We start from the raw sequence: 26,315 nt of genomic DNA on the forward strand, positions 1-26,315 counted from the left end.
GGGTGAACACCACGTTACTGGAACCTGCTCGCGAAGTGCAAATCGTTTGAACGTGATGCCCGTCTCCCCGGCCGGCGTGCCGATGCGCACGCCGGACCGGGAGCCGGAATCAGTTGCCGCCCCGCGACTTCGCCTCGGCGTCCTGCAGCTTCTTGACGGAATCACCGAGCCGCTGCATCGCCTGGCCCACGGCCACCTGATCGCCGTTGCGCTGCGCAGTGAGCACCGCGCCCCAGGCGTCCGAGACGGCCTTCACGGCGGCCTGGATCTCCGGGGTGTCGCCGCCCGGGACGATCGCGGGAACCGGCGGCGCTCCGGGCCCAGCGGGGGTGCCGCCCGGCACCGTCGCCTCGTTCGGCCCACCGGAGACACCCGGCGCGGCCGCGGCGAGCGCGGTCTCGACACCGCGGAAACCGGCCTGCGTGAGCGAGGCCGCCACCGTCGGCTGGTAGCCGGCACCGGAGGTGACCGGGTTCAGCGTGAGCACCTTGATCAGCTTCGGCGGAGTGTTCCGCTCGCTGCTCTGCGCGTACATGGGCCACACGTACACCTGGCCGCCGTTCGACAGCCCCAGCGCCTGGAGATTGCCGAACTTCGGGTTGAGCGCGCTGATGTTGGCGTTATCGGCCGTGTACGGCGGCGAACCCTTGATCAGGTCGGCCGCCTGGCTCGGTCCGGGCGTACGACGGGGCATGTCCCGCACGATGATCCGGCCGGCGTCCTCGCCGTCGGAGGACACCGAGACACGCGCCGCCACGTACGGCTGATCACGCGGCTGCAGCAGCGTGGCGAGCTGGAACTGCGTGGCACCGCCGCCCGGGGCCGCGGCCACCGAGTAGTAGGGCGCCTGCAGGCCGTCCTTGTCCGGGGTATCGGCCGGAGCGCCCGCCACCTGCCACACGTCGTTCTGCTGGCGGTACGTGTTCGGATCGCTGGTGTGGTACTTCTGCAGCAGGAATCGCTGCACCTCGAACAGGTCCTGCGGGTAACGGAAGTGCTGGCGGATCTCCGAGGGCACCGCGTCGCCGTTCTCGATCACGCCGGGGAAGATCTTCTTCCAGGCGTTGAGCACCGGATCGTCGTTGTCCACCTGGTACAGGCGCACCGAACCGTCGTAGGCGTCGACGGTGGCCTTCACCGAGTTCCGGATGTAGCCCACCTTCTCGTCGGGCTGGCGGCGCTGCTGCGGCTGCCCCGGCGCCACCTGCTGGCGCGAGCCCGTGGCGTCCGACAGCGAGGTCTGCTGCGCGTACGGGTACTTCGGCAGCGTGGTGTAACCGTCGACCACCCAGACGATGCGGCCCGACTTCGAATCGACCACCGGGTAGGTCTTGGTGTCGACCGTGAGGAAGGGAGCGATCTGCTTGATCCGGTCGCGCGGATCGCGCTGATAGATGATCTTGGAGTCCTCGCCGATGTTCGGGTTCAGCAGGATGTTCCGCTCGGTGAACTTGATCGCGTACGCCAGGCGCGGCAGCCACGATCCGACGTTCACGCCGCCGTCACCGTCGTACCGGGACTTCGCGGTGTCGCTGTCGTACTCGCGCGGCTCGCCCTTGCTGCCGACGATCGAGTAGAAGTTCGGGTCCGACCCGATGATCTCGCCGTAGTAGATGCGGTTCTGCTTGACGGTCTGCTGCTTGCCGACGCCGTCGCGGGTGAACACCGGCTGGCCGCCCGCGGTGTTGTTCACCGCATCGCGATTGCCCTCGGTGACCACCTGATCGACCTCGCCCGCGGGCGCGGTGATGAGGCCGTTGCCGTGGGTGTAGACCATGTGCCGCGACGTCCAGTCCGTGGGCGTCTTATCGGGATTCAGCTCGATCGGCGCCATCAGCACGTTGGTCTGGCGACCGCCCACGTCGTACCGGTCCACCGCCAGCTGATCGGGCAGCTTGTAGTACTCCTTGAGCTGGTTCAGCGTGGAGAAGGCCCGCGAGACCACGTTCGGATCGAGCAGGCGCACGTTCTGCAGCGAGGGCGCGTCCTTCGCCGTCAGGGTCTGCAGCACCTCGTCGGAGACCTTCGCGTCGGTCTCCTCGTACTTGGCGTCGGTGAGCCCGTAGGCCTGTTTCGTGGCCTCGAGGTTGCGCGCGATGTACGGCAGCTCCCGCTCGGTGTTGGGGCCCACGGTGAAGGTCTGCACGGCCTTCGGCCAACCGACACCCACCACCAGCGAGGAGAACAGCATGAGCACCGTGGCGATGGCGGGCACCCGCAGATCGCGCATCACGATGCCGGCGAAGAAGGCGGCGGCGCAGATGATCGCGATGCCCGTGAGAATCGCCTTCGCCGGGAGCATGGCGTTGATGTCGGTGTAGCCGGCACCGGTGAACATGTTCGACCGCTCCGAGTAGACCAGCGCGTACCGGTCGAACCAGTAGGCCACGGCCTTCGCGAGCAGGAAGACCCCGGCGATCGACGCCAGCTGGATACGGGCTCCCCGCGAGAGCGAACCGTCGCGCCCGGCCAGGCGGATACCGCCGAAAACGTACTGCGCCAGGATGTTCGCCAGGAACATCACCACCAGGCCGGCGAAGACGAAACCGAGCACGAACTCGATGAAGGGCAGGGTGAAGGCGTAGAAGCCGATGTCCTTGCCGAACTCGGCGTCCGTGCTGCCGAAGGGCTGCCGGTTGAAGAACAGCAGCACCTCCTTCCAGGACGCCTGCCCGAAGATGCCGCTGATCAATCCCACCAGCAGCGGCGGGACGATCGCGAAGGTCTTCAGCTTGCTGGTGACCACCGCGCGGTAGCGGACCACCGGGTCGTCGGTGGACGAGGGCAGGAAGGCGGGGCGCACCCGGTACGCCAGCCACAACCCGGCGAACGTGAAGGCCGCCATGATCAGGCCCGTGACCAGGAACAAGGCGATCCTGGTGAGCAGCACGGTGCGCAGCACGCCCGCATGTCCGAGGGAGGAGAACCAGAGGAAGCCGGTGTACACATCCACCACTCGGGGCCCGATCAGCAGCAGCGCCAGCAGCGCCACCGCGATCCCGATGAGGATTTTGGCCCGCCTCGACAAGGAGGGGATGCCCGCAGCACGAGGAGTCGTCACGGGCTCCACTGTACGGATTTGACGGAATTGAAGAAGGGGCGGCTCCGGGCCCCATCGGCGTCAGGATGCGATCATGGGGACGTGACGGGCGACGAGACGGACCAGGTATTCGGCGAGGCGGCTCTGGGGCGCGCGGCGCAGGAGGCGATCGAGTTCGTGGAGCCGCAGGGATGGGGCCAGCCGCCGCAACTGTTCGGCCTGGTCCCCACCAGCCTGCTCGCGACCAGCCAGCCCGAGTGGGCGGACATGCTGGACGACGGTGCCACGCTCACCGTGATCGAACAGGAACCGCTCCCCGGTGACCCCACCGGCGGCAGCGCCGAACTCGACCACGTGCTCGCCACCACCACCTGGCCGGAGGAGGTGGTCGGCTGCGCCCTGGTGCAGGAGATCATCGTGCTCCCGCCGAACGCCGAGTCCGATCTCGACGGTGCGCTCGAACCGCACCTCGCCGACAAGGAGGCCTCGGACCGGGCCGGACGGGCCGCCGCCGAGAGTCATCCCGAGCGCCGCACGGCGCGGATGGTGGCCGCGGTGCTGCGCGACGGCCACCGGATCACGCTGCTCACGCTGCGCCCTGACGACGAGGACGACGACCCCTTCGCCGCGAACGAACTGCTGCGCGCCGATCAGTTGGCGCCCGGCCTGATCCAGGGCCTACTGGCGACCTTCGACGAGGACTGATCAGCAGGACGGGGCGGGACGCCCCTCGCGGACGTCCGACAGCGCGGTGATCGCGCCGTCGAGGTTGTCCACCTTCACCAACTGCAGATCCGCGGGCGGGGAGGTCTTCGCCTCGGCGCAGTTGCGCGCGGGCACGAGGAAGATCGTGGCACCGTCGCGCTTGGCGCCCTCGAGCTTGTGGCTGATCCCGCCGATCGGGCCCACGGCACCGTCGGACCCGATCTCGCCCGTGCCGGCCACGACGCGCCCACCGGTGAGATCGCCCGGTTCGACCATGTCGATGATCCCGAGGGTCAGCATGAGGCCGGCCGACGGGCCGCCCACCTGATCGACGCCGAAGCCGACCTCCACCTTCGGGTCGGCGGGCACCTGGCCCACCAGAACACCCAACCGCGGCTTACCGTCCTTGTCGGCGAGGACGACCGGAATCTGGGCCGGGCCGTCGGCGCGGAGCACCGAGAGGGTCACGGTGTCGCCGGCCTTCTTGCCCTCGATCGCCTTCGAGACGGTGTCGGGCGCGGTGACGGGCGCACCGTCGACGGCCTGGAGCACGTCGCCGCTGCGCAGCTTGCCGTCGGACGGCCCGCCCTTGACGAGGCCGGTCACGCCGATCGCGGTGGGCACCTTGAGATAGCGCAGCGCGGCCACCGTGGCGGACGACTCGGAGCCCACGAACTGCTCCCGGTTGCCCTCCTCGATCTGCTCGCGCGACTGTCCCGGGCGGTAGTAGGCGTCGCGCGGCGCGAGCTGATTCCCCTTGAGCCACATGCCCAGCGCGCCGTACAGGTTCAGCCCGTCGGTCACCGCCACGGTGGTGAACCGCAACTGCCCAGCCGGACGGTGCACGGGCAGCCCCTTGACGGTGACCACCTGCTTGCCCCTGTAGTCGCCGAGGGTGTCGGCGGTGTCGCCGGGGCCCACGGCCACGTAGGGCACCGTCACGAACATCCCGAGCAGCGCGAGCACCAGCAGCGGTATCAGTGCTGCGAGTACCGTGGTGATCCTGCGTTCCGTCACGCAGCACACAGTAGTCGCGGCTGTTCGCGCAGAGCGTGACGGAGCCGGAGGCAGCGGGGCGCTCCGGGCAGTACCGTGGGGTTATGAACGATGTGCCCTTCGGTTTCTCCCAGCGGGATGACGACGGCGACGGTCGTGACAAGCCGTTCGGCGCCAATCAGCCCTTCGACATGAGCCAGCTCGGCGACATGCTGAGCCAGCTCGGCCAGATGATCTCCGGCATGGGGACCGGGATGACCGGTCCCGGTGCCACCGGCGGTGATCCGGTGAACTACACCGTGGCCTCCCAGCTCGCCCGCCAGACCCTCGGCAAGCACGAGCCGGTCTCCGACGGTCAGCGTCGCGCGATCGACGAGTCCATGCACCTCGCCCAGCTCTGGCTGGACGAGGCCACCGTGCTGCCCGCCGGTCCGCAGAAGACGGCCGCGTGGACGCCCGTGGACTGGCAGGAGAAGACCCTGCCCACCTGGAAGCGGCTCGTGAATCCCGTGGCCGAGAAGGTCTCCGGCGCATGGCTCAGCGGCCTGCCCGAGGAGGCCCGCGAGGTCGCGGCGCCGATGCTGGGCATGTTCAGCCAGCTCGGCTCGATGTCCTTCGGCACTCAGCTCGGCCAGGCCCTCGGCACGCTGTCGAAGGAGGTGCTCACCAGCACCGACATCGGCCTGCCCCTGGGCCCCGACGACACCGCGGCCCTGCTGCCCGAGGCGATCGAGGCCTTCGGAAAAGACCTGGAGCAGAAGGATCAGGAGATCCTGGTCTTCCTCGCCGCCCGCGAGGCCGCCTACCAGCGGCTGTACTCGCACGTGCCGTGGCTGCGCGCCCGGGTGCTCGACACCGTCGAGCAGTACGCCCGCGGTATCCAGTTCGACATGTCGGGCATCGAGGAGATGTCGCGCAATCTGGACCCCTCGGCGCTGTCGGACCCGGCGCAGCTGGAACAGCTCATGGCGCAGCAGAGTTCCGCGCTGCAGCCGAAGGCCACGCCGGAGCAGAAGGCCGCCCTGGAGCGGCTCGAGACGCTGCTCGCGCTGATCGAGGGCTGGGTCGAGACGGTGGTGCACGCCGCCATCGCCGATCGGTTGCCGAGTGCGGGTGCCCTGCGGGAGACGATGCGTCGTCGCCGCGCGTCGGGCGGTCCGGCGGAGCAGACCTTCGCCACCCTGGTCGGCCTGGAACTGCGCCCGCGCAAGGTGCGGGAGGCCGCCGCGCTGTGGGAGAAGCTGCTCGCGGCCACCTCCATGGAGCAGCGCGACGGGGTCTGGGAGCACCCGGACCTCATGCCCGACTCCTCTGATCTGGACTCGCCCGCCGGGTTCATCGACCGCTTCCTCGGCGACGCCTCGGATCTGGACGATCCGATCGCCGCGCTGGAGCGCCAGATGCAGCGGGACGCGGACGAGGGCAAGAAGGACCAGGACTAGCCTGATCGCGCAGCGAATCGCCTGACGGCCTGTTTCCGCAGGTCGGCAGGTATGAAGGCCTGTGGATAAGTCGCTTTTCGGGGGCCGTGCGCGATAGTGCGCATGGCACAGTCCGGGCATGGAGAACCGGCTGCGGCTCGATCCGCACCTCACGCTGGTGGTGCGCCCACCCACCCTGGTGCAGCTGGGCGCCTCCGCGACGGGCGCGCCGGTGCTGCGACCGCCACCGTGGCTCACCCCCGATGCCACGGCCGGGCTGCTGCGATGGATGCAGACCTACCGCACACCCGTCGAGGTGCACCGGCGGGCGGCGGATGCCGGCCTGACCGACGGTGACGTGGCCGAGCTCCTGGAAGCCCTCCGCGAGCACGGCCTGCTGCAACCCGAGCCACGCTCGGCCGCCCTGCGGGTGCACCTGCACGGTCGCGGGCAGGTGACCGACGCCCTGCTCGACGAGGTCGCCTCCCTGGACTGCGTCCAGGTGAGCGCGGGTACGTCCCGGAGCTGGACGCCCGAGGGCCGCGATGTGGACCTGGTGCTGCTCACCGACGCCCTCTCCCCCGACCCCGTGCTGGTGCGCCGGCTGATGCACGGCCGGGTGCCGCATCTGCCGGTGGTGATGCGCGACGGTGCCGGGGTGATCGGGCCGTTGGTGCTGCCGGGCGCCACCGCCTGCCTGCGCTGCCTCGACCACACGCGCACCGACGCCGACCCCGGCTGGCCCACGCTGGCCTGTCAGTTGTTCGGCAGATCGGGGCGGGCGACGCCCCAGGTCCTGCGGATGACGGCCGCGGTGGCGGCCTTGCAGGTGGAGGCCGTCGCGGTGGGCGGATCGTCCGATCCCGCCGACGCACCCGCCGACGCGGGTGGCGACACCGCAGTCCAAGGAGACGGTCCGGCGGTTCTCGGCTGTACGTTGGAGGTCGAACGCTGCGGTATCGCCGTCCGGCGATGGCTCATGCACCCCAGTTGCGGGTGCGGCAGGGCCTCCGCGGCCGACTCGACCGGATGACATCTCAGGAGGCCAGGTGTCCGAAATCACCCGTGGCGGCGCGAAGCGCACCGCGAAGCTCGCCGGCCTGCCGCTGGGCATGGCCGGCCGCACCGCGGTCGGCTGGGGCAAGCGACTGGCCGGTGCCGATAAGGACGATGTGAACGCCGAGCTGCAGGCCAAGGCCGCGGAGCAGCTGTTCGCGGTGCTGGGCGAGCTCAAGGGCGGCGCGATGAAGCTCGGCCAGGCGATGAGTGTGATGGAGGCGGCGGTGCCGCCGGAGTTCTCCGAGCCGTACCGGGAGGCGCTCGCCAAGCTGCAGAACGAGGCGCCGCCGATGCCGGCGGCGACGGTGCACAAGGTGCTCAGCCAGCAGTTGGGCACCGGCTGGCGCGACCGTTTCCAGTCCTTCGACGACACCGCTGCGGCCTCGGCGTCGATCGGGCAGGTGCACCGCGGGGTGTGGGGCGACGGCCGCGAGGTGGCCGTGAAGGTGCAGTACCCGGGCGCCGACGAGGCGCTGCGCGCCGACCTCAAGGCGCTGGGCCGGCTCAGCTCGGTGATCAAGCCGCTCACGCCGGGAGCCGACATCAAATCGCTGGTGCAGGAGCTGACCGACCGCACCGAGGCCGAGCTCGACTACCGGTACGAGGCCACCAATCAGCGCAAGTTCGCCAAGGCCTTCGACGGCGACCCGAACGTGCTGGTGCCCAAGGTGATCGCGAGCGCACCCAAGGTGATCATCAGCGAGTGGGTCACCGGGCGGCCGCTGCGCGATGTGATCGCCCATGGCACCCAGCAGGAGCGGGACGATGCCGCCGCGAAGCTCACCGAGTTCGAGGTGAGCGCGCCGGCCCGCACCGGCCTGCTGCACGGCGATCCGCACCCGGGCAACTTCATGATCGCGCCGGACGGCCGCCTCATCGCCCTCGATTTCGGTGCCGTCGCCGAGTACCCCGGCGGCATTCCTCCGGCGGTCGGCCAGATCCTGCGATTGGCGCGGGACGAGGACTACGAGGCCCTGTTCCCGCTGCTCCGCAGCCAGGGTTTCATCCCGCCGCGGCTGGACATCACACCCGAGGAGATCCGCAGCTACCTGGCGCCGTACGTGGATCCGCTGCGGTCGGAGAGCTTCCACTTCACCCGCAAGTGGCTGATGCGGGTGGCGAACACCTCCACCGATGTGCGCAGCGAGCAGTTCCAGACCGGACGCAAGCTGTCGCTGCCGCCGGAGTACGTGATGCTCTTCCGCGTGCTCTTGGGCATGGTGGGCATCTGCTCGCAGATGGAGGCGGAGGCCCCGTACCGGGGCATCGTCGAGCACTGGGTCCCGCTGCTCGACTCCGAGGACTGACGCCCCGAAAACGAATGAGCCCCGACCCTTTCGGGTCGGGGCTCAATGCCGTCAGGCCGCATTCTTGCGCGGGCGGCCGCGGGGCCGCTTGCGGGCGATCACGACGCCCTGATCGAAGATCTGTCCACCCCACACGCCCCAGGGCTCGGCGCGCTCGAGCGCGGCGGCCAGGCAGGCACGCTGGAGGGGGCAGGTCTCGCACAGCTGCTTGGCGCGCTCGAGATCCGTCGGGGTCTCGGCGAACCACAGGTCGGGATCCCCTGCGCGGCAGGGGATGCGGCCCTTGCCGGTGATGTTGACATTGATCGATTCTACGGAGCAGACGGGTCTGTCATCCAGGATGGTCGGCACTTCTGGTCACCATTCCACCTGCTGTTCAGGTGGCCTCGGTAGCGGCGCCCGATGGGGCGCTCGGGATGTTCTTGGTCGAGTGCGGAGACCGTGTGTGGCGGTGGCCTGGCGAAGACCCCGACGATGCGGGGCTGCTCAGGTACCGTGAAACCACGGGTTCCGCGCGGCTGCGGGTCCCGTGGTGAATGTGAAGAAGGTGGGTCTGAGACCTAACCTCGTCGCATGTGACACACGGGGCGCTGGAGCGGTTCGTGATCGACGCCGCGGATCGGCTGCTCACGGAGACGCCACAGTCGAGGCGACATTCCGGGCAGCGTGTGGGAGGCACCGTCACGAACCGCTGTTGCAGCGAACACTCCACCCTTTGCTGCGGTGAACTGGTCTGCGTTGATTACTGCGTTGTTCATTTCGTTTGCCTCCTTTCGCGCGATGGTCAATCACGTTCCGACTGGCGAAGGCGTACCCTCGCGCGTCATCCCGTGCGGTCGAGATCCACAGTATGCCGAAGAAAGATCGAGCACAAGTTATTTTTGACCTGCGGTTTTCCGACTTTCGCGACCGGGCTCAACTGTGTTCGGCGACGAGGGCGAGTACCTCGTCGCCGTACTTCTCCGCCTTGGTGGCGCCGATGCCGTTGATCCGCACCAGCTGGGCGCGGCTGCGGGGCTGGTGCTCGGCGATCGCGAACAGGGTGGCGTTGGAGAAGATCGTGTACGGCGGGATCTGCTGATCGCGGGCCTGCCCCGTCCGCCAGATCTTGAGCGCCTCCACCAGTGCGTCGTTGAGGTCGGACGGGCAGTCCTCGCAGCGCGAGCGCAGCTTCTCCTCGCGGGTGTCGAGGATGCCGCCGCACACCCGGCAGATGTCCGACGAGCGGCGCTTGCCCTTCGACGGTCCCGCATCCGCGACCCGTGGACGGCCGGCATCGGCCTGCGCGGAGACGACGTCGAGGAATCGGGTGCGCTTGCGCGTCTTGCGGCCGCCCTCGTTGCGCGCCAGGGCCCACGACAGGTGCAGGTGCTCGCGGGCGCGGGTGACGCCCACGTACAGCAGGCGGCGTTCCTCCTCGATGGGCTCGGGATCGCCCTTCGCGATGGCCTGCGCGATCGGCACCGAGCCCTCGGTGAGGCCGACCAGGAAGACGGCGTCCCACTCCAGGCCCTTGGCGGCGTGCAGCGAGGAGAGCGTGACCCCCTCCATGGTGGGCGGGTGCTTGGCCTCGGCGCGGGCACGCAGCTCGCCGATCAGTTCGGCGAGGGTGAGCCCGGGACGCTGTGCGGACAGGTCGGCCGTGAGGTCGACGAGCGCGTTGAGCGCCTGCCACCGCTCCAGGGCACGGGCACCGTCGGGCGGCTCCGCGGTACGGCCGAGCGGTTCGAGCGCACCCTCGACCATCGACATCAGTTCGGCACCGGAGACGCCGCCGAACTGCCCCGCGCGGGAGGTGAGCTCACGGACGGCCTGGCCGATCTCGGGACGCTCGAAAAAGGCGCTGCCGCCGCGCACCTGGTACGGGATACCGGCCTCCGTGAGCGCGGCTTCGTGGACGGCCGATTGGGCGTTGATCCGGTAGAGGATGGCGATCTCGCTGGCGGGGACGCCCGAGGCCATGAGCTCGCGGATCCGCTTGGCGACCAGTTTGGCCTCGGCGGGCTCGTCGTCGGCCTCGGCGTAGATCGGTGCCGGACCGTCGGGACGCTGGCCGATGAGTTCCAGCCGGGTGCCGGCCACGCGCCCCTGCGCCGCGCCGATCACCTTGTTGGCCAGCGAGACCACCTGCGGTGTGGAGCGGTAGTCGCGCTGCAGCCGCACGATCACGGCGTCCTCGAAGCGGCGGGTGAAGTCGAGCAGGTAGTTCGGGGTGGCGCCGGTGAAGGAGTAGATGGTCTGGTTCGCGTCTCCCACCACGGTGAGATCGTCGCGGTCGCCGAGCCAGGCGTTGAGGAGTTGCTGCTGCAGCGGGGTGACGTCCTGGTACTCGTCGACCACGAAGCTGCGGTAGCGATCGCGGAACTCGTCCGCCACCACGGCGTTGTCCTCCAGGATGGCGGCGGTCACCAGGATGAGGTCGTCGAAATCGAGGAGGCGGTTGCCGTCCTGGTCGGTCTTGCGGCGCTCGTAGGCGGCGTACACGTCGGCGACGGTGGCCGGGGCCAGCGGCGCGGTGCGGCCCGCCTGTTCGACGGCCAGCGCGTAGGTCTCCGGGGTGACCAGCGAGGCCTTGGCCCAGTCGATCTCCGCGAGCAGATCGCGCACCGTGTCCGTCTCCGGGCGCAGGTCGCAGTCGCGTGCCGCCCGGCCGACGATGGGGAACTTGTTGTCCAGCAGTTCCCAGCGGGTGTCGCCGATGGCACGCGGCCAGAAGTAGCGCAGCTGCCGCATGGCGGCGGCGTGGAAGGTGACGGCCTGGACACCGGGCGTCCCGTCGCCCCCGCCGATGCCGAGGTTGCGCAGCCGGGCGCGCATCTCCCCCGCCGCGCGGGAGGTGAAGGTGACGGCGAGCACCTGGCCCGCAGCGACGTGACCGGTTTCCACCTGGTGTGCGATGCGGTGGGTGATCGTGCGCGTCTTGCCCGTGCCCGCACCCGCCAGCACGCACACCGGTCCGCGCGGTGCGAGTACCGCTTCCTGCTGCTCCGGGTCCAGTGCTTCGATCACATCATCGAGTATTCCAGCCGGGTCCGACAGGTCGCGGTCCGCGGGCTCCGACGCCGTGGGAAGAACTGCGAACCGTGCATGGTTGAGTAACGGTATGAGCCAGCTGACCATGTACACCACGTCGTGGTGCGGATACTGCAACCGCCTCAAGACCGGCCTGAAGGCCAACGGCATCGAGTGGACCGAGATCAACATCGAAGAGGATCCCTCGGCCGCGGAGTTCGTGCAGGGCGTGAACGGCGGCAATCAAACGGTGCCCACCGTGAAGTACGCCGACGGCAGCACGGCCACCAACCCGTCGCTCGCGGACGTCAAGCGCAAGCTCGGGGTCTAGTCGACTCCCGCCCACGCCTCGACGATGGCACGGGCGATGGAGATCGAGTTGGGTAGCAGGAGGGGCGCGTCGGGGGCGTCGGTGCTCCAGTCCCCCGCTGCCAGCGCGTCCCGCACCTCGCGGCGGCTGAACCACCGGGCCTCGGCGATCTCGCCGTCGCGGAAGTCGAGTTCGACTTCGCGGTCGGCGCGGGCGGTGAAGCCCAGCATCAGTGACCGCGGGAAGGGCCAGGGCTGACTGGCCACGTAGGTGATCTCGTCGGCCGTGATGCCGATCTCCTCGTGCAGTTCGCGGGCCACGCACTGCTCCAGCGACTCCCCCGGCTCCACGAAACCGGCGAACAGCGAGAACAGCCGCTCGGGCCACTGGTGCTGGCGGCCCAGCAGGATCTGATCGGCACCGTCGTGCACCAGAGTGATCATGGCGGCATCGGTGCGCGGGAACTCCTCGCGGCCGTCGGAGGTCGCACGCACCCAGCCGGCCTTGCCCGCTGCGGTCGACGCGCCGTCGACGGGCGAGAAACCCGCTGCCGCGTGCCAATTGAGGATGCCGAGCGCCTCGGCGAGCAGCGCCGAATCGACCGCGGACAGCAGGTGTCCACGCATCCGCAGATCGGCACCGTCGAACTTCTCGACGCGCAGCGCGAAGATCAGCGCACCGTCCACCCGGCCGAGCAGCACGGCACCGGCCGGCCGCTGCGCCGCGACCTCGTGGCCGCGCGCGAACACCAGCTCGGTGTCGTCCAGATCGAAGCGGCCGCGCGGATCGACCCGGATCACCTTGGCGGTGGGCCAGGCCGCATCGAGCGCGGCGGCGTCGGCACGCAGTTCGTCGGCGCGGTCCACGTGATAGCGCGAGAGGAGCGGGGGCACGGTCAAGCTGAGCTTCGCCACGCTCACCATCGTAGGCTGTGCGCATGGTCGAGCCGATCGTGGACGCGGACTGGGTCCGGAACAACCGAGACCGGGTGATCCTGGCGGACACCCGCTGCTATCTGGACGGCAGGTCGACGCGGGAGGCCTACGACGCCGGGCATCTGCCGGGGGCCGTCTTCGTGGACCTCGACGCCCATCTCGCCGCACCCGCCTCTGCCGCCGAAGGGCGGCACCCGCTGCCGGTCCCCGAGGTCTTCGCCGCCGGGCTCTCCGCGGCGGGGATCGGCGACGGTGCCACCGTGGTGGCGTACGACGACGAGGGCGGAGTGATGGCCGCGCGCCTGGTGTGGTTGCTGCGCGTGCTGGGCGAATCCGCCGCGTTGCTCGACGGTCCGCCCGAGGCGGTGGCGCCTCTGGTCACCGAGGCGGTGATTCCGGAGCCCGCCGCGTTCACGCCGCGCCCGTGGCCCGCCGATCGGCTCGCCTCGATCGACGAGACCGCGCGTTTCGCGGAAACCGGTGCGGCACCGGTGATCGACGCGCGGCCGGCCGAGCGGTTCCGCGGCGAGACGGAGCCCATCGACGCCCGCGCCGGCCACATCCCGGGCGCACGGAGTGTGCCCTGCCGTGAGCACCTCGTGGACGGCCGGCTGCGCCCCGTGGATGCGCTGCAGGCTCGATTCACCGATGCGGGCCTCTCCCCCGACGGCGAGTACGTCGCCTACTGCGGCTCCGGCGTGACCGCGTGCCACAACCTGATCGTCGCCGAGCATGCCGGATTCACCGGTGGGCGACTGTATCCCGGATCGTGGTCGCAGTACGCGGCGGACGGGACCCGCCCCGTCGCGACCGGCGACTGACATCTCAGGCCGCCTGGGGCGGTGCCGTGGATCGGTGCACATGCCCGGTGGGCGTACGGGTTTCGACGGTGTGCCTCGCGGTCGGGTCGGTGACGGTGCGGCTGGTCCAGCCGGCGGCTTCTTTGGCGTAGTTGCACGCCGCGCACAGCCCCTGCCCGTTCTCCACATTCGTGGGGCCGCCTTTTGTGTGCGCGACGATGTGGTCGGTGTGGGCGATCGGTGCCTCGCAGTACAGGGTGCGGCAATAGCGGTCGCGGGCGGCGATCACCTCCGCCAACCCCGCCGGGAACAACCGCGCCCGGGAATCCATCGCGACCACCGCCCCGGACTCCGGCCGCACGTACAAGCGTTTGACCCAGGCCACGGCGTGCTCGGTAGCTGTCCCGATGAGGTGGCGGGCGATCTCCGCCGGGAGTGTGCCGCCGTTCGCGAGGTGCGCGGTACCGGGCTGGTCACCGAGGAGGACCGCCGCGGGGATGGTGAGATTCACGGTGACCGGTTGGCCGGCCGCGGCGTCACGGCCGGTGAGCCGCGCGAATGCGGTGTCGGCCATGATTTGCGCCCGGCTCCGCGCCTCCCCTGGCGCACCGAAGACGGCGTCCGCAGTGGTTTTCAGTGCCGCGTACACGCCGACGGCCTGCGCGACCGGCAGCAGGATCGACACCCGCGCCATGCAGTCCGGCGCCGGACGGATGGTGACTCGCCGGTCCGTCGCTGCCTGCCCGATCCGGTCCACTGTGGCCCGCGCATCCAACCGGTACGCCGCCTGCCGAACCGTGTCCTGCAACCGCCGCAACCCCAACCCGCTCGCCTCGAAGATCTCGCCGCACAGGGCGGTATCGGCCTCAGTGCGCAGTCGCGGTTCCAGATGCGAGAGGCCGGAGATGATCACCTCCACCGCCTCCGGCGAGACATCCCCATCGCGTAACCGCGCCGAGGTGGCGGGCAGATCCGCCGCCAACACCCGAGCGCGGTTGACCATGGAAGCGGCGCGATGCGGGGAGACCCGCAACGCCAACCCGATCTCTGCCGCGACACCGGTCTCCCACCTGTCCTGTGCGACACCGGCAGCGATCCGCTCACACACCCGCACCCGCAACAACTCCGCGATCAACCGATACTGATCGAAGATCACCCGCGCACGAGCCCGCTCCAACGCACCCAGGCCCGCAACCACATCACCGCCGACGTCACCGCCGACGGCGGCATCAGTTCCGTCTTCCTCGTCCATACCCGCACACTACGACCACCCACCGACAAGTTTCTGACTTGAAACCTCAACCGGGTCAATCGATTCGGAGACACCCCACAGCACGGTTCGCAACCTGATTCAATGGACGCATGGCCATGGACTTCCGGTTCGGCGTCACCCTGCGATCGGTCCGCTCTCGCGCGGAGTGGATCGCGCAGTGCCGCAGGGCGGAGGCCCTCGGCTACGACGTGATCGGCGTCCCCGATCATCTGGGCACGATGGCGCCCTTTCCGGCCGTCGTGCTCGCGGCGGAGGCGACCGACCGCGTCCGGGTCAGCACCGTCGTCCTCAACACCCCGTTCTACAACCCGACCCTCCTGGCGCGAGAGGCGGCCACCGTCGACCGGCTCACCGACGGGCGGATCGAACTCGGGTTGGGTGCCGGATACGTCAAGGCCGAGTTCGACGAGGCCGGAATCGAATTCCCGTCCGCGCGGCAGCGGGTCGACCGCGTCGCCGAGACCGCCGCAACCCTGCGGCGAAGGTTCGCCGATCCGGATCACCGCCCACGCACCGTCCAACCCGGCGGCCCACCCCTCCTGATCGCGGGCTGGGGCGACCGGATGCTGGATGTGGCGGCGCGGTACGCCGATATCGTCGCCCTCACAGGCGCGAGCACCGACGACAGTGGTCATCTCACCCTGGCCACCGAGACCGACGCGGCGCGGCGGATCGCCCGGCTACGCGGGGCACTCGGCGAGCGCGCGGACACCGTCGAGATCAACATCCTGGTCCAGGCGCTCTTCGGCCCCGGTGCGGGCGATGAGCAGCTCGATCAGGTGCGGCCGCACTTGGCGCGGGGCGTCGACCGGCCGGAGGATCACCTCAGCCTGCTCGTCGGCACGCCGCGGGACATGGCGGACCGGCTCCGCACGCTGCGCGCGGAGTACGGGATCAACTACGTGACCGTGCTCGACAACAACATGGACGCCTTCGCGCCCCTGATCGCGTTGCTGCGCTAGCTCGAGACCTTCGCGTCCGCGTTGCGCACGTACAGCAGGCGGTCGCCGTTCTCGACCACGGAGACGGCCGGGGAATCGACGCGGTAAAGGTGCCCCTTGCGGACCACGCCGAGCACGATGTTCGGCAGGTGCCGCGGCGAGCGGCCCACCTCGACGCGGGTCACTTCGCGCTCGGCGATGTTGAAGCCGTCGCCGGGCGAGAGCAGGTCCTCGATCATCTCCACGACCGACGGGGTGGTGGTCGCCATGCCCAGCAGTCGGCCGGCGGTCTCGGACGAGACCACCACGGAGTCGGCGCCGGACTGGCGCAGCAGGTGCGTGTTCTCGGACTCGCGGACCGAGGCCACGATCTTCGCCTTGGGCGCCAGCTCGCGCGCGGTCAGCGTGACCATCACCGCGGCATCGTCGCGGTTCGCGCCGATGATGATCGATTCCGCCCGCGGGGCGCCGGCGAGCCGCAGCACATCGGCCTTGGTCGCGTCTCCGCGGACCGTGACCAGGCCGTCGATCTCGGCGACCTCCAGGGCCGCCTGATCGGTGTCGACCACGACGATCTTGCCGGGCTCGATACCGTCGTTGATCATCGCGCTCACCGCGGTCCGACCCTTGGTGCCGTAGCCCACGACGATCGTGTGGTTGTGCACAGCAGACCTCCAACGTTGGATTTTGAACGCCTGGCGGGACCGCTCCGTGAGCACCTGGAGCGTGGTACCGACCAAGACGATGAGGAACAGGATGCGCAGCGGCGTGACCAACAGGACGTTGATCAGGCGCGCGGACTGGCTGATCGGCGTGATGTCGCCGTAGCCGGTGGTCGAGAGCGAGACGGTGGCGTAGTAGAGGCAGTCCAGGAAGGTGAGCTGGGTCTTGCCCTGGTACCCGGTCTCGACGGCGGTATCGCGGTAACCGTCCCGTTCGAGGTAGACGATGAACACTGCGAGGAAGAGCGCGCCGAGGGCCACGAGGACACGCGCCCAGATGGCGCGCCACGGGTTGGTGTCGCCTGCGGGAATGCGCAGGACGTTGACCAGTGCGTGGTCGGGGAGGTCCGTGAGCTCGGATTTGCTCCGGCGCCGGAATGAGCTGCGTGCGGACATACCTACCTGGGCGATCCTTCGTCGATCCTTGAGTACCGCGGTTTGCGACTACACGTCCGGTTTAGCACGCTGCCGGAACCGACGTGGAATCTGCCACAATCTCACAATGGTGTCCACTGCTGACCGACCCGCCCGCACAACCGACAAGGCGGCCCGCGCGATGGCGCTCTCGCTCGCCGGGATGGGAGTGGCCCACTTCGCCGCACCGAAGCCCTTCGACACGATCGTGCCGCCCAACCTCCCGTTCGGGCTCACGCCCCGTCGTGCGACCCACCTGTCGGGCGTCGCCGAGCTGGCCACCGCCGGCCTCCTCGCGGTGCCCCGTACGCGCCGGCTCGGCGGCCTGGCCGCGGCCGCCCTGTTCACCGCCGTCTTCCCCGCCAACGTGTACATGGCGCGGCAGTGGTCCGATAAGCCCCTGCCGCTGCGCCTGGGCGCCTACGGACGGCTGCCGCTGCAGTTGCCGATGATCGCGACCGCGGTGAAGATCGCCCGCGCCAAGGACTGACGCTCAGGCGCCGGTCAGTCCTTCGTGGCCGACGCCGATTCCTGCTCCGCGGACGTCGCCTTCTGCTCGCTCGCAGCGGGTTCCGATGCGGCGCTCGATCCGGCGGACGCCTTCTCGGTCGTGGACGCCTTCTCAGTGGCCGGTTCGGTGACCGTCGGCGTGGACGCGGCCGAGTCCGTCGCGCCGGCTCCGGCGGCCGGCGTCTCGGTGGCGGTCCCGCTCGACGCGGCGGTCCCGCCCGACGTGGCGGTCGAGGTGGCACTCGACGACGCCGTCGCACCGGACGTCGTCGGAGCCGCCGTCGTGGCCGCCGCGGCAGACGTGGTGGCGGTCGAGGAAGCCGGCGATCCAGCCGCCGCCTGCGTCCCGGCGGACGCGGCGACGGGAACCTTCGTGGCGGCGGGGCTACCGGTGGGCGCGGGCGTCCGGTCGTCGGGGATCACGTACTTCCCGTCCTTGCCGAGGCTCGCCTCCGGGGCGGTGGTCACTGAGACGGTGCCGTCCTTCAAGTACTGCTTGACCGCGTTGTCGACCGTCGCCTCGCCCCGGCGGAACAGGCCGTGATCGCCGCCGCCCACGGAGATCAGATAGCCGCGCACCGCATCCCGCATCGCCGCGGCACCCGGGTACGGGGTCGCCGGGTCGAAGTAGCTCTGCAGCAACAGCGGGGCGGTCGCGAGCTTCACCGAGTAGTCGGGCGCCCGGTTGGATCCGGCGAAGGCCAGGGTGTTGCCGAGCGTCCGCATGAACGCGCTGAGCGTGTACGCGGTGTCGGCGCCGGTCGCCGCGTTGAACAGGAACGTGCCCGCCGACGCGAGGGCCGCGGGGAGGTAGCTGAGGTCCACCTTGCCGGTCTGCGCGGCCTTCGCGTCCGCGTCCACCACCGCCGGACCCATCCGGTCGTAGATGGTGACCTTGCCGTTGCTCGCGCCGATCGCGGCACTGGTACCCGGATAGTCGGAATCGGGCTTGCCCTGCACCGCCATGCCGTAGACCTGCGCGGACAGCGTGGTCCACTGCGCGCGGTTGTACAGCTTGCTGGTGGAGTTCTGCATGATGCTCGACGGTCCGCGGGTCTCCTGGATCACGTCGAGCGGCGTGAGCGCCCCCGTGATGAGCCCGGCCGTGAGCCGCACGTTGTAGGCGATCCGCTCGTACACCGACCGCGCGGTGTTGTACGCGGGCAGGATGACGGCGGCGAAGGGGCGCAGGTTCTCCGGGAGGTCCTCCGCGACCGCCGCGGGCGGAAGGTAGTTGGCCGCATAGGCCTTGGGCGAGGCCGAGAGCCGGGCCGTGTTCCACTTCTCGAAGACCTGCAGCGGGGTGGCGCCGAGCCGCACCGTGTCGTTGTTCGCGGCGGCCCACTCGAAGTACTGGCTCAGCCGCACCCGGAAGGCCTCGTTCTGCGCGGCACCGCCGAGCGCGCCGCCGCCCACGCCGATGGTCTTCGGATTCATGTTGGAGTCGAGGATGAGGCGATCGACGGACCCGGGGAACATGCTCGCGAAGGCCGCGCCCAGGGAGGTCCCCCAGGAGGCGCCGTAGTAGGACACCGTGTCCAGCCCGGCCGCCTTGCGGAACTCCTCCATGTCCCGGGCGATGTTCTCCGTGGTGAGGTTGGGCAGGTAGTTCGGGTTGGCGGCGATCACCGCATCGCACTGGGCGGTGGTCGAGCAACTCAGCGGCGTGGAGAATTCCAGGCCGCGCGGCTGGATCGCGATGAGCGCGTTGTCGTCGAACAACCACTTCCCGGACCGGCCCGCGGCGCCCCAGAAGTTGTACGCGTCGCCGCCCGGGCCGCCGGGGTTGCCGAGGATCACCCGGGTCGCGGGCCCGCTCTTGGGGAGGAAGCCGGACACCAGCAGATCGATCTTCCCCGCCGCGGGATTCGTGTAGTCGAGCGGAACCGAGATGGTGGTGCATCGCGCGCGCTCACCGTCGGGATTCGCCGCCGTCACCGCCGCCGGGCAGTCACCCCAGCTCAGATCCTCCACGGCCGCGTGCACGGCGCCGTACGCACCGGTGGCGACCAGTGCGGCCGCCGCCGCGCTCGCCGCGGTCACTCGCCGGATCAGAGTCGCCGTCTCCGGGCGACGACGGCGCATTTCGAGACCACTCATGTTCCGCTACCTCTCGGGCATCACGATGGAATAGCAAACTGACAACGTCAGTATTCAACCAAAGTGGCGATCACGCCGAGGTTACAATCGATTACCGTAGCGAAACATTTTCCCGCCGGCTGCTACTCCTGCCCCGCGCTCGTGATGAGCAGTTCCAGGCCGGCGTGATCCAGCAGATCGGCAGGAGCGACCGTCTCGCCGGATCGGACGTAGAAGAACGCGGCCCGCACGTCGTCGACCGGCACGTCCCGCAACCGGGCCCAGGCCAGACGGTACGCCGCCAACTGCACCGCCGCAGCGCGCTCGTCGGCCGGTTCGGACGGCCGCACCCCGGTCTTCCAGTCCACCACGGTGAAGCCACCACCGGGATCGCGGAAGACGGCATCCATCCGGCCACGAACCACGGTGCCTGCCGCGGCGATCTCGAAGGGCACCTCGATATCGACGGGTGTGCGCGCCGCCCACTCGCCGGCCTCGAACATCCGCTGCAGCAGCGCGAGGTTCTCGTCGGCACCGGCGTCTCCATCAGCGGCGCCGGGCAGTTCATCGAGATCGAGCAATCGCGAGGCCCCGTACCGCCGCTCCAGCCAGGCGTGGAAAGCGGTGCCGCGCCGCGCATACGGGTTCGGCCGGAAGGGCACCGGCCGGCGCAACCGCCGGGCGAAAGCCTCCGGGCTGCGCCGTAGCTCCACGAGCTGACTCACCGAGACCTCGCGCGGCACAGCCACTTCCAGATCGAGCGCCGCCTGCCGCTCGCGCTCGGCGAGCAGCGCCGTGACATCCGCCGCCCAGCCGTGCGGATCGTGCTCCGCCGCCGCATCTACGGCCTCGACCTCGTCCGGTTCCGCGAGCGCGGCGAGCACCAGCGCAGCTCCGGCGTCCGCGGCCGGACGGTGCGCGGCCAGGAAGTCCCGCGGCCACGGTGCCTGGACCGGCTCAGCCTCCAACGGGTTCGTCGCGTCCTCGACCGGTGTCTGCGCCCACTGCCCCACCGCCTCCGGGGCGTGCTCCCGGGCGCGTTCGAGGAAGCGCGAGGGCGCCTTCGGCGTCTTGACGTCCTCGCTCCAGTAATGGCCGGACAGCAGCAGCGTGCCCTGGGTACGGGTGACCGCCACGTAGAACAGGCGCTCATCCTCGTGCATGTTCATCGCCTTGAGCGACGCACGATGGCGATCGAGCGCGTCCTCGAGGTCCTTGCGGTTGTTGCAGTCCGCGAGGTCGAGCCGCGGCACACCATCGGACTCACCGGGTTCCGCGACATCGCCGCGCAGGTCCGGCGGCAGCTCCGCGGGCGTCGACAGCCACGTGGGCATGGCCCGATTCGAGGGGAAGATGCCCTCCGACAGGTGCGGGACGGCCACCACGTCCCACTCGAGGCCCTTCGCGGAGTGCACCGTGAGCACCTGCACCCGATCCGTGGCCACCTCCACATCACCCGGGGTGAGGCCGCCCTCCACCGCCTCGGCGGCCGCGAGGAAGGACAGCAGGCCCGGCAGGGTGGCCGTGGGCCGTTCCGCGTAGGAGACCACCACATCGGCGAAGGCGTCGAGATGCTCACGGCCGGTGGCCCGGCCGCCCAATTGGCGCGCGGCCCGGATCCGGGTCTCGATGCTCACGCCCAGGACCCGCTCCGCCTCGGCCACGATCTCCGGCAGCGGATGCCCCAATCGCTCGCGAACATTGCGGATCTCGCGGTCCAGCGAGCGGATCTTCGCAAGGCCGGCGGCCGAGTAGTCGGCATCCGGCCCGGGATCGGCGATGGCGTCGCCGAGGCCCGCCGCGTCCAACAACTCCGCGGGCAGCGTGGCATCGAGTGCCGCGTCCAGCTGTTCCGCCGTGGTGACCAGGCCCGTGGCCGCCCGGCCGGTGCCGTGCGCGATGCGCCGGGCCCGGTTCCACAACGCCCGGAGGTCGGCCGCGCCGAGCTGCCAGCGCGGCCCGGTGAGCAGGCGCATGGCCGCCGTGCCCGCGAGCGGCTCGACCGCCAGCCGCAGCAGCGAGACCACATCGCGCACCTCGGGCGTGTGCAGCAGGCCGCCCAGGCCCACCACCTCGACGGGCACGCCGCGCTCCCCCAGCGCCGCGGCCAAGCCCGCGGAATCGGCATTGCGCCGCACCAGCACCGCCACGGTGGGGGGCGGCTCCTGCGCGTCGATCCGTTCCCGCCACAGCGCTGCGATCGCATCGGCCACCCAGGCGCGCTCATCGATCACCGTGGGGTGGAGGGCGATCCGCAGATCGCCCACGGGCGCATCCGGCCGGGCCTTGAGCTCGGACACCGGGACACCGCGGCTGCGCAGGTCCTCGGACACGGCGTTCGCCAGGCTCAGCGCCCCGGTGGGATTGCGCCAACTGGTGAGCAGTTCGCGGCGCGGGGCGGGGGCGCCATCGGACTGCGGGAAATCCGTGGCGAAGCGCGGCAGGTTCGCCGCGGAAGCGCCGCGCCAGCCGTAGATCGACTGGATCGGATCGCCCACCGCCGTGACGGCGGCGGCGCCCTGCTCCCCGCCGAACAGTGAGGCCAACAGCATCCGTTGCGCGTGGCCCGTGTCCTGGTACTCGTCGAGCAGGACGGCGCCGAACCGCGCCCGCTCCAGCGCCGCCACATCGGGATTGGCGAGCGCGAGCTGCGCCGCGAGCCCCATCTGGCCGCCGAAGTCGAGCACCTCGCGCGCCCGCATCTCCGCCGCGACCGCCCGTACCAGCGGGATCAGCGCGCGACGCTGCTCCTGCACCTCGGCCGCCTTGAGCAGTGTCGCGTTCGGGGTGGCCCGTTGTCGCGGCCCGGGCGGCAACAGCCCGATGAGGCGCTCGAGCTCGTCGTCGCTCGCCTCCAGCACATCGGGGGTCACCAGGTGGTCGGCGAGCGCCCCGGACAGCCCCAGCACCTGCTCGGTGAGGGTCGCCGGATTCTTCTCGGTCTCCAGCGCCTCGTCCCAGCCGGTGACCACGTCGAAGGCGATCTGCCACCGCTCCGTCTCCGAGACCAGGCGCACCGTGGGCTCGACCGGCAGCAGCATGCCGTAATCGCCCAGCAGGCGCCCGGCGTAGGCGTGATAGGTGCTGATCTCGGGCTCGACGGTGCGCAGCAGCACCCGAAGCTCGCCGGTGGGGTCGATCCGCTCCAGCGCGGGGGCCGCGCCGAGCCGGGAGAGCCGCTTGCGCACCCGGATCATCAGCTGTTGCGCGGCCTTCCGGGTGAAGGTGAGGCCGAGCACCTGGTCGGGGGTGACGTACCGGTTGGCGATGAGCCACACCACGCGGCCCGCCATCGTCTCGGTCTTCCCGGCGCCGGCACCGGCCACCACGAGACACGGGCCCAGCGGCGCCTCGATCACCGCGCGCTGCTCCTCGGTGGGCGCGAAGGCCTGCCCCAGTTCGTGGGCGAGATCCTCCGCGGAGATCAGTGGCGCGTGGGGGAAGCCCCGGGGCACAGTCTCAGTCATCGGTCACGCTCCGACCCTTGTCGACCACGGGGCAGCACGCAGCGACAGCGCAGTGCTGGCAGGAGGCGTTGAGCGTGGCGGCGAACTCGGGCCCGCGGGTGCGCCGCGCCGCCTCGCGGATCACGCCGAGCCATTCGTCGACGTCCGCCGGTGACAGGGCATCCTGTTCGCGCACGGTGGAGCCGGTCTTGTTGTGCGGCTTCGCGACGTACAGCAGTTTGCCGCCGCCCGGCGTCTCCGGAACGCCGCCGAGACCGCCGTGCGCGATGGCCACCTGGTAGGTGCGCAGCTGCGCGTGCGCCTGGCCGTCCGCCTGGCTCGGCAGCGTGCGCCCGGTCTTGACGTCGACGACCACGGTGCGGCCCAGGGCGTCCCGCTCCAGCCGGTCGACGCGGCCGCGGATCTGCACGTCCGGCGCACCGCCGTCCCCCTCGATCACCGCATCGATGGGCACCTCGACCCCGGCCTCGGTGAGCTCGGACCGGCTGCCCGCGAGCCACGCGCGGAAGGATTCGAGCATCTCCTCGGTGCGCACCAGCTCCCGCCGGGCGAACCAGTCCGCCTCCAGATCGACCCGGTCCCAGACCTTCTCGAGGGAGTGGGTGACCTCATCCTTCGGGATGCGGCCGGCCACCGCCTGCACCAGGGTGTGCACCAGGTTGCCCGTGGCCTGCTTCGCGGAATCGCCGTCGCTGCCGCCGAACCGCTCCAGCATCCACCGCAGCGCACAGGCCGACAGCGCCTCCACGTTCGAGGGCGAAAGCGCCACCGGGCCGTCGTCGGGCTGCCACAGCGGATCGTCGGTACTCGCCCCGGCGAGGCCGTACCAGGTGTCCGGATGGGCGCCGGGCACCCGGTCCGCCGCAAGGCGGGCGAGCTGCCGCGCCGCGTGCTCGCGCTCGGCTTCGTCGCGCTCCGGATCGCACACCGCGGCGCGGAGAGTGGCCACCAGGGTGCGCAGGTCGAGAGCGGCGGCGGGCTCCGATTCCACCGCGGGGGTGTAGGTCTCGGGGTCCTCGTCGCCCGACGGTGCGATGCCCTGCAGGAAGCGGGAGGGCACCAGGTCACCGTCGCCGTCGGCGGTGTCGACCGCGGTGATGAGCAGCGTGCGGCGGGCCCGCGAGCACGCCACCAGCAGCAGCCGGCGTTCCTCCGCGAGCAGCGGCAACGAACGCGAGACGGTGGGCAGCGCCACCGGATCGATCCCGTCGAGCGCGTCGAGCAGTTCCTCCGTGCCCAGCAGTCCGCCGCGGCGGCGCAGGTTCGGCCACCGGCCCTCCTGCACCCCGGCGACGGCCACCACGTCCCATTCGCGGCCGGCGGCGCCGTGCGCCGAGAGCAGCGTGACGCCGGGGGTGGTGGGCGCATCACGCCGGATCCCCGATCGTGGGATCTGCAGCTGTTCCATGTACTCGATGAACCGCGCAGGCGAGGCCGTGGGCAGCGTATCGGTGAAATCGGCTGCGGCGTCGAACAATCCCATCACCGCATCGAGATCGCGGTCGGCCTGTTCGCCGAGTCCGCCCCCGCGGAGCGCGAGCGCGCCCCACTTGGCGGCCAGGCCGGTGACCGCCCACGCCGCCCAGAGCACCTCCTCGACGGTGCCGTCCGCGGCGGCGGCGCGCGCCGCCCGCACCGCGGCGAGCACCCGCTCGACCGGTTCGGCCTCCAACTCGGTGAGCGCGGCGCGGTAGGGCGCGAAATCCAGGGTCCCAGCGATCACCGCGCCGAGGATCTCCGCCGACCCGCGCTCGTCGGAGGGCTCCGCGCGGCGCACACCCCGGCGGACGCGGCGCAGGGTGAGCGGGTCTCCGCCGCCCACGGGACCGGAGAGCAGGGCCACCGCCTCGGCCGGGTCCAGCGCATCGGGATCGCAGGCGGCGCGGAGTACTGAGAGCAGGGCGTGCACGGCCCGCTGCCGGGCGAGCGGTACGTCGTCGGCAGCGACGGTGACCGGCACCCCGGCATAGGCGAGGGCGCGGCGCAGCGGGGCGACCGCCGCCGATACCGACCGCACCACGATCGCCATGTCCTCCCAGGGCACCCCGCCGTGCACGTGCTCGCGGCGCAGCATCGCCGCGATCGCGTCGGCCTCCTTCGCGGGCGTGGAGAACAACCGGACCGCCGCCGATCCCGGGCGCGGCCGCTCGGGTGCGACGGCGGTGAACCGGTTCGGCAGCCGCGACGAGATCCGGTTCACGGCACCCGCCACCTCTTCCCCGAACCGGAAACTGCGTTCCAGCAGGATGTCCCGGGCGGCCGGTACATCGAGCGACTGCAGGAACCGGGTGCTGGCGCCGCGGAAGGAGTTGATCGCCTGATCGGGATCGCCCGCCACCACGGTGAGTTCGGTGCCGGTGCCCAGCAGCCGGATCAGCGCGGAGGCCAGCGGATCGAGGTTCTGCGCATCGTCGACCAGCAGGAACCGGATGCGTTCGCGCTGCTGCGCGAGCAGCGCCTCATCGGTGGCCAGCGCGGTGACGGCGGCGTCGATCAGCTCTGCGGCATCGACCGCCGGGGCCACCGCCTGCGGGCCGGCGAGCCCGACCGAACCGCGCAGCAAGGTGGTCTCCTGATACTCGCGCAGCGCCGCCGCGGCGGCGGCCCACTCCGGGCGCTGGTGCCGGGCCGCGAGCGCATCGATCTCCTCGGGCCCCGCGCCGCGCTGCGCCGCCTGCGCGAAGAGATCGCGCAGGGCGCCGGCGAATCCACCGGTCACGAGGGCCGGCCGCAGGCGCTCGGGCCAGAAGGCTCCGCCGTCGTCGACGTGGCCGCGCAGCAGCTCGCGCACCACCGCGTCCTGTTCCGAGCCCGTGATCAGCCGCGGCGGCGGCGAACCCGTGTGTGCGGCCTGCAGCCGCAGCACCGCGAAGGCCAGCGAGTGCACGGTGCGCACCAAGGGCTCCCCCGAGGCGTGCACACCCGCGCGGCCGTGCTCGGCCAGGACCCGCGCCGACAGTTCGCGGCGCAACGCCACCGCCGACCGCTTGCTGCCGGTGAGGATGAGCACCGACTCGGGCTCGACGAACGGATCGGTGAGCTTGGCGACCGCGATGTCGATGAGCGCGGAGGTCTTCCCGGTGCCCGGCCCGCCCCGGATGCGGTACGGCGCCCAGCCGCCCACATCGAGCGGCAGGGCACCCGCCGCGGGGGCCACCAATTCCGCGATCGGCCCGCCCCACTCGCGGGCGGCCGGTGGCTGCGGCGCGGTGTACTGCAGCGACAGGCGCGGGCGACGGCTGCGCGCCGCACCACCACTCGCCTCCGCCATGTGTCCTCCTTCGCGCCCGTCACATCCGATCCCATCACAGACCACCGACACCT

The 26,315-nt window shown here is 70.8% G+C and carries 18 protein-coding genes; 8 read left to right on the top strand and 10 right to left on the bottom strand.

The window, feature by feature from the left end; genetic code table 11:
* Positions 1–109: 109 nt before the first annotated feature.
* Positions 110–3,061: a UPF0182 family protein gene (locus tag TTY48_RS03470; RefSeq protein ID WP_220656179.1), complete on the bottom strand. Its 2,952-nt coding sequence runs from the start codon at positions 3,059–3,061 to the stop codon at positions 110–112.
* An 81-nt stretch (positions 3,062–3,142) separates the two neighbouring features.
* On the opposite strand from TTY48_RS03470, the gene TTY48_RS03475 reads away from it, so the two are divergent.
* Positions 3,143–3,745, top strand: a complete 603-nt coding sequence (locus TTY48_RS03475) for a PPA1309 family protein (RefSeq protein WP_220656180.1) — start codon at positions 3,143–3,145, stop codon at positions 3,743–3,745.
* Here TTY48_RS03475 and TTY48_RS03480 read toward each other — a convergent pair whose 3' ends face one another.
* Positions 3,746–4,762 (bottom strand): PDZ domain-containing protein, encoded by a 1,017-nt coding sequence (locus TTY48_RS03480; protein WP_255585483.1) that lies wholly within the window; start codon positions 4,760–4,762, stop codon positions 3,746–3,748.
* Between the two features lie 83 nt (positions 4,763–4,845).
* On the opposite strand from TTY48_RS03480, the gene TTY48_RS03485 reads away from it, so the two are divergent.
* From TTY48_RS03485 to TTY48_RS03495, 3 genes are all read left to right on the top strand, one after another.
* The gene (locus tag TTY48_RS03485; RefSeq protein WP_220656181.1) at positions 4,846–6,183 is read left to right on the top strand and encodes a zinc-dependent metalloprotease; all 1,338 of its coding nucleotides are present in this window, start codon (positions 4,846–4,848) and stop codon (positions 6,181–6,183) included.
* 118 nt (positions 6,184–6,301) lie between these two features.
* Positions 6,302–7,195, top strand: a complete 894-nt coding sequence (locus tag TTY48_RS03490; RefSeq protein WP_220656182.1) for a hypothetical protein — start codon at positions 6,302–6,304, stop codon at positions 7,193–7,195.
* A gap of 16 nt (positions 7,196–7,211) precedes the next feature.
* On the top strand, positions 7,212–8,528 hold the full coding sequence (locus TTY48_RS03495; protein ID WP_220656183.1) for an AarF/ABC1/UbiB kinase family protein: 1,317 nt from the start codon (positions 7,212–7,214) through the stop codon (positions 8,526–8,528).
* A 51-nt stretch (positions 8,529–8,579) separates the two neighbouring features.
* On the opposite strand, the gene TTY48_RS03500 is transcribed toward TTY48_RS03495, so the two are convergent.
* Both TTY48_RS03500 and TTY48_RS03505 read right to left on the bottom strand, forming a co-directional pair.
* On the bottom strand, positions 8,580–8,834 hold the full coding sequence (locus TTY48_RS03500) for a WhiB family transcriptional regulator (RefSeq protein WP_220658431.1): 255 nt from the start codon (positions 8,832–8,834) through the stop codon (positions 8,580–8,582).
* 609 nt (positions 8,835–9,443) lie between these two features.
* Positions 9,444–11,537 carry an ATP-dependent DNA helicase UvrD2 gene (locus TTY48_RS03505; RefSeq protein WP_220656184.1) on the bottom strand — a complete coding sequence of 698 codons (2,094 nt, stop codon included), beginning with the start codon at positions 11,535–11,537 and terminating at the stop codon, positions 9,444–9,446.
* Between the two features lie 94 nt (positions 11,538–11,631).
* Between TTY48_RS03505 and TTY48_RS03510 the strand changes: the two genes are divergently transcribed.
* Positions 11,632–11,871, top strand: coding sequence for a mycoredoxin (locus tag TTY48_RS03510; RefSeq protein ID WP_220656185.1), 240 nt, complete (start codon positions 11,632–11,634; stop codon positions 11,869–11,871).
* On the opposite strand, the gene nudC is transcribed toward TTY48_RS03510, so the two are convergent.
* The gene (gene nudC, locus TTY48_RS03515) at positions 11,868–12,773 is read right to left on the bottom strand and encodes an NAD(+) diphosphatase (RefSeq protein WP_220656186.1); all 906 of its coding nucleotides are present in this window, start codon (positions 12,771–12,773) and stop codon (positions 11,868–11,870) included. The two genes, TTY48_RS03510 and nudC, sit on opposite strands and share 4 nt — an antisense overlap.
* A 14-nt stretch (positions 12,774–12,787) precedes the next feature.
* Between nudC and TTY48_RS03520 the strand changes: the two genes are divergently transcribed.
* On the top strand, positions 12,788–13,606 hold the full coding sequence (locus TTY48_RS03520) for a sulfurtransferase (RefSeq protein WP_220656187.1): 819 nt from the start codon (positions 12,788–12,790) through the stop codon (positions 13,604–13,606).
* Between the two features lie 4 nt (positions 13,607–13,610).
* Here TTY48_RS03520 and TTY48_RS03525 read toward each other — a convergent pair whose 3' ends face one another.
* Positions 13,611–14,837 carry an HNH endonuclease signature motif containing protein gene (locus TTY48_RS03525; RefSeq protein ID WP_220656188.1) on the bottom strand — a complete coding sequence of 409 codons (1,227 nt, stop codon included), beginning with the start codon at positions 14,835–14,837 and terminating at the stop codon, positions 13,611–13,613.
* A gap of 110 nt (positions 14,838–14,947) precedes the next feature.
* On the opposite strand from TTY48_RS03525, the gene TTY48_RS03530 reads away from it, so the two are divergent.
* Positions 14,948–15,820 (top strand): TIGR03621 family F420-dependent LLM class oxidoreductase, encoded by an 873-nt coding sequence (locus tag TTY48_RS03530; RefSeq protein WP_220656189.1) that lies wholly within the window; start codon positions 14,948–14,950, stop codon positions 15,818–15,820.
* On the opposite strand, the gene TTY48_RS03535 is transcribed toward TTY48_RS03530, so the two are convergent.
* Positions 15,817–16,917 (bottom strand): TrkA family potassium uptake protein, encoded by a 1,101-nt coding sequence (locus tag TTY48_RS03535; protein WP_220656190.1) that lies wholly within the window; start codon positions 16,915–16,917, stop codon positions 15,817–15,819. The genes TTY48_RS03530 and TTY48_RS03535 overlap by 4 nt on opposite strands.
* Positions 16,918–17,023: 106 nt before the next feature.
* Between TTY48_RS03535 and TTY48_RS03540 the strand changes: the two genes are divergently transcribed.
* Positions 17,024–17,425 (top strand): hypothetical protein, encoded by a 402-nt coding sequence (locus tag TTY48_RS03540; protein WP_220656191.1) that lies wholly within the window; start codon positions 17,024–17,026, stop codon positions 17,423–17,425.
* A gap of 14 nt (positions 17,426–17,439) precedes the next feature.
* Here TTY48_RS03540 and TTY48_RS03545 read toward each other — a convergent pair whose 3' ends face one another.
* The 3 genes from TTY48_RS03545 to TTY48_RS03555 all read right to left on the bottom strand — a co-directional run bounded on the left by TTY48_RS03545 (position 17,440) and on the right by TTY48_RS03555 (position 26,262).
* On the bottom strand, positions 17,440–19,545 hold the full coding sequence (locus tag TTY48_RS03545; RefSeq protein ID WP_220656192.1) for an alpha/beta fold hydrolase: 2,106 nt from the start codon (positions 19,543–19,545) through the stop codon (positions 17,440–17,442).
* 122 nt (positions 19,546–19,667) lie between these two features.
* On the bottom strand, positions 19,668–22,991 hold the full coding sequence (locus tag TTY48_RS03550; RefSeq protein ID WP_220656193.1) for an ATP-dependent DNA helicase: 3,324 nt from the start codon (positions 22,989–22,991) through the stop codon (positions 19,668–19,670).
* Entirely contained in the window at positions 22,984–26,262 is a 3,279-nt protein-coding gene (locus TTY48_RS03555; protein ID WP_220656194.1) for an ATP-dependent DNA helicase, read from the bottom strand. The genes TTY48_RS03550 and TTY48_RS03555 overlap by 8 nt, the downstream gene beginning before the upstream one ends.
* Positions 26,263–26,315: the final 53 nt, after the last annotated feature.

The organism is Tsukamurella sp. TY48, assembly GCF_019656655.1.
Classification (GTDB): Bacteria; Actinomycetota; Actinomycetes; order Mycobacteriales; family Mycobacteriaceae; genus Tsukamurella; species Tsukamurella strandjordii.

Excerpts from the sequence above, each read along its gene's own strand:
- TTY48_RS03485 (WP_220656181.1), top strand. The coding sequence starts at position 4,846 with ATGAACGATGTGCCCTTCGGTTTCTCCCAGCGGGATGACGACGGCGAC.
- TTY48_RS03490 (WP_220656182.1), top strand. The coding sequence starts at position 6,302 with ATGGAGAACCGGCTGCGGCTCGATCCGCACCTCACGCTGGTGGTGCGC.
- TTY48_RS03510 (WP_220656185.1), top strand. The coding sequence starts at position 11,632 with ATGAGCCAGCTGACCATGTACACCACGTCGTGGTGCGGATACTGCAAC.
- nudC (WP_220656186.1), bottom strand. The coding sequence starts at position 12,773 with ATGGTGAGCGTGGCGAAGCTCAGCTTGACCGTGCCCCCGCTCCTCTCG.
- TTY48_RS03520 (WP_220656187.1), top strand. The coding sequence starts at position 12,788 with ATGGTCGAGCCGATCGTGGACGCGGACTGGGTCCGGAACAACCGAGAC.
- TTY48_RS03525 (WP_220656188.1), bottom strand. The coding sequence starts at position 14,837 with ATGGACGAGGAAGACGGAACTGATGCCGCCGTCGGCGGTGACGTCGGC.
- TTY48_RS03530 (WP_220656189.1), top strand. The coding sequence starts at position 14,948 with ATGGCCATGGACTTCCGGTTCGGCGTCACCCTGCGATCGGTCCGCTCT.
- TTY48_RS03535 (WP_220656190.1), bottom strand. The coding sequence starts at position 16,917 with ATGTCCGCACGCAGCTCATTCCGGCGCCGGAGCAAATCCGAGCTCACG.
- TTY48_RS03540 (WP_220656191.1), top strand. The coding sequence starts at position 17,024 with ATGGTGTCCACTGCTGACCGACCCGCCCGCACAACCGACAAGGCGGCC.
- TTY48_RS03545 (WP_220656192.1), bottom strand. The coding sequence starts at position 19,545 with ATGAGTGGTCTCGAAATGCGCCGTCGTCGCCCGGAGACGGCGACTCTG.
- TTY48_RS03550 (WP_220656193.1), bottom strand. The coding sequence starts at position 22,991 with ATGACTGAGACTGTGCCCCGGGGCTTCCCCCACGCGCCACTGATCTCC.
- TTY48_RS03555 (WP_220656194.1), bottom strand. The coding sequence starts at position 26,262 with ATGGCGGAGGCGAGTGGTGGTGCGGCGCGCAGCCGTCGCCCGCGCCTG.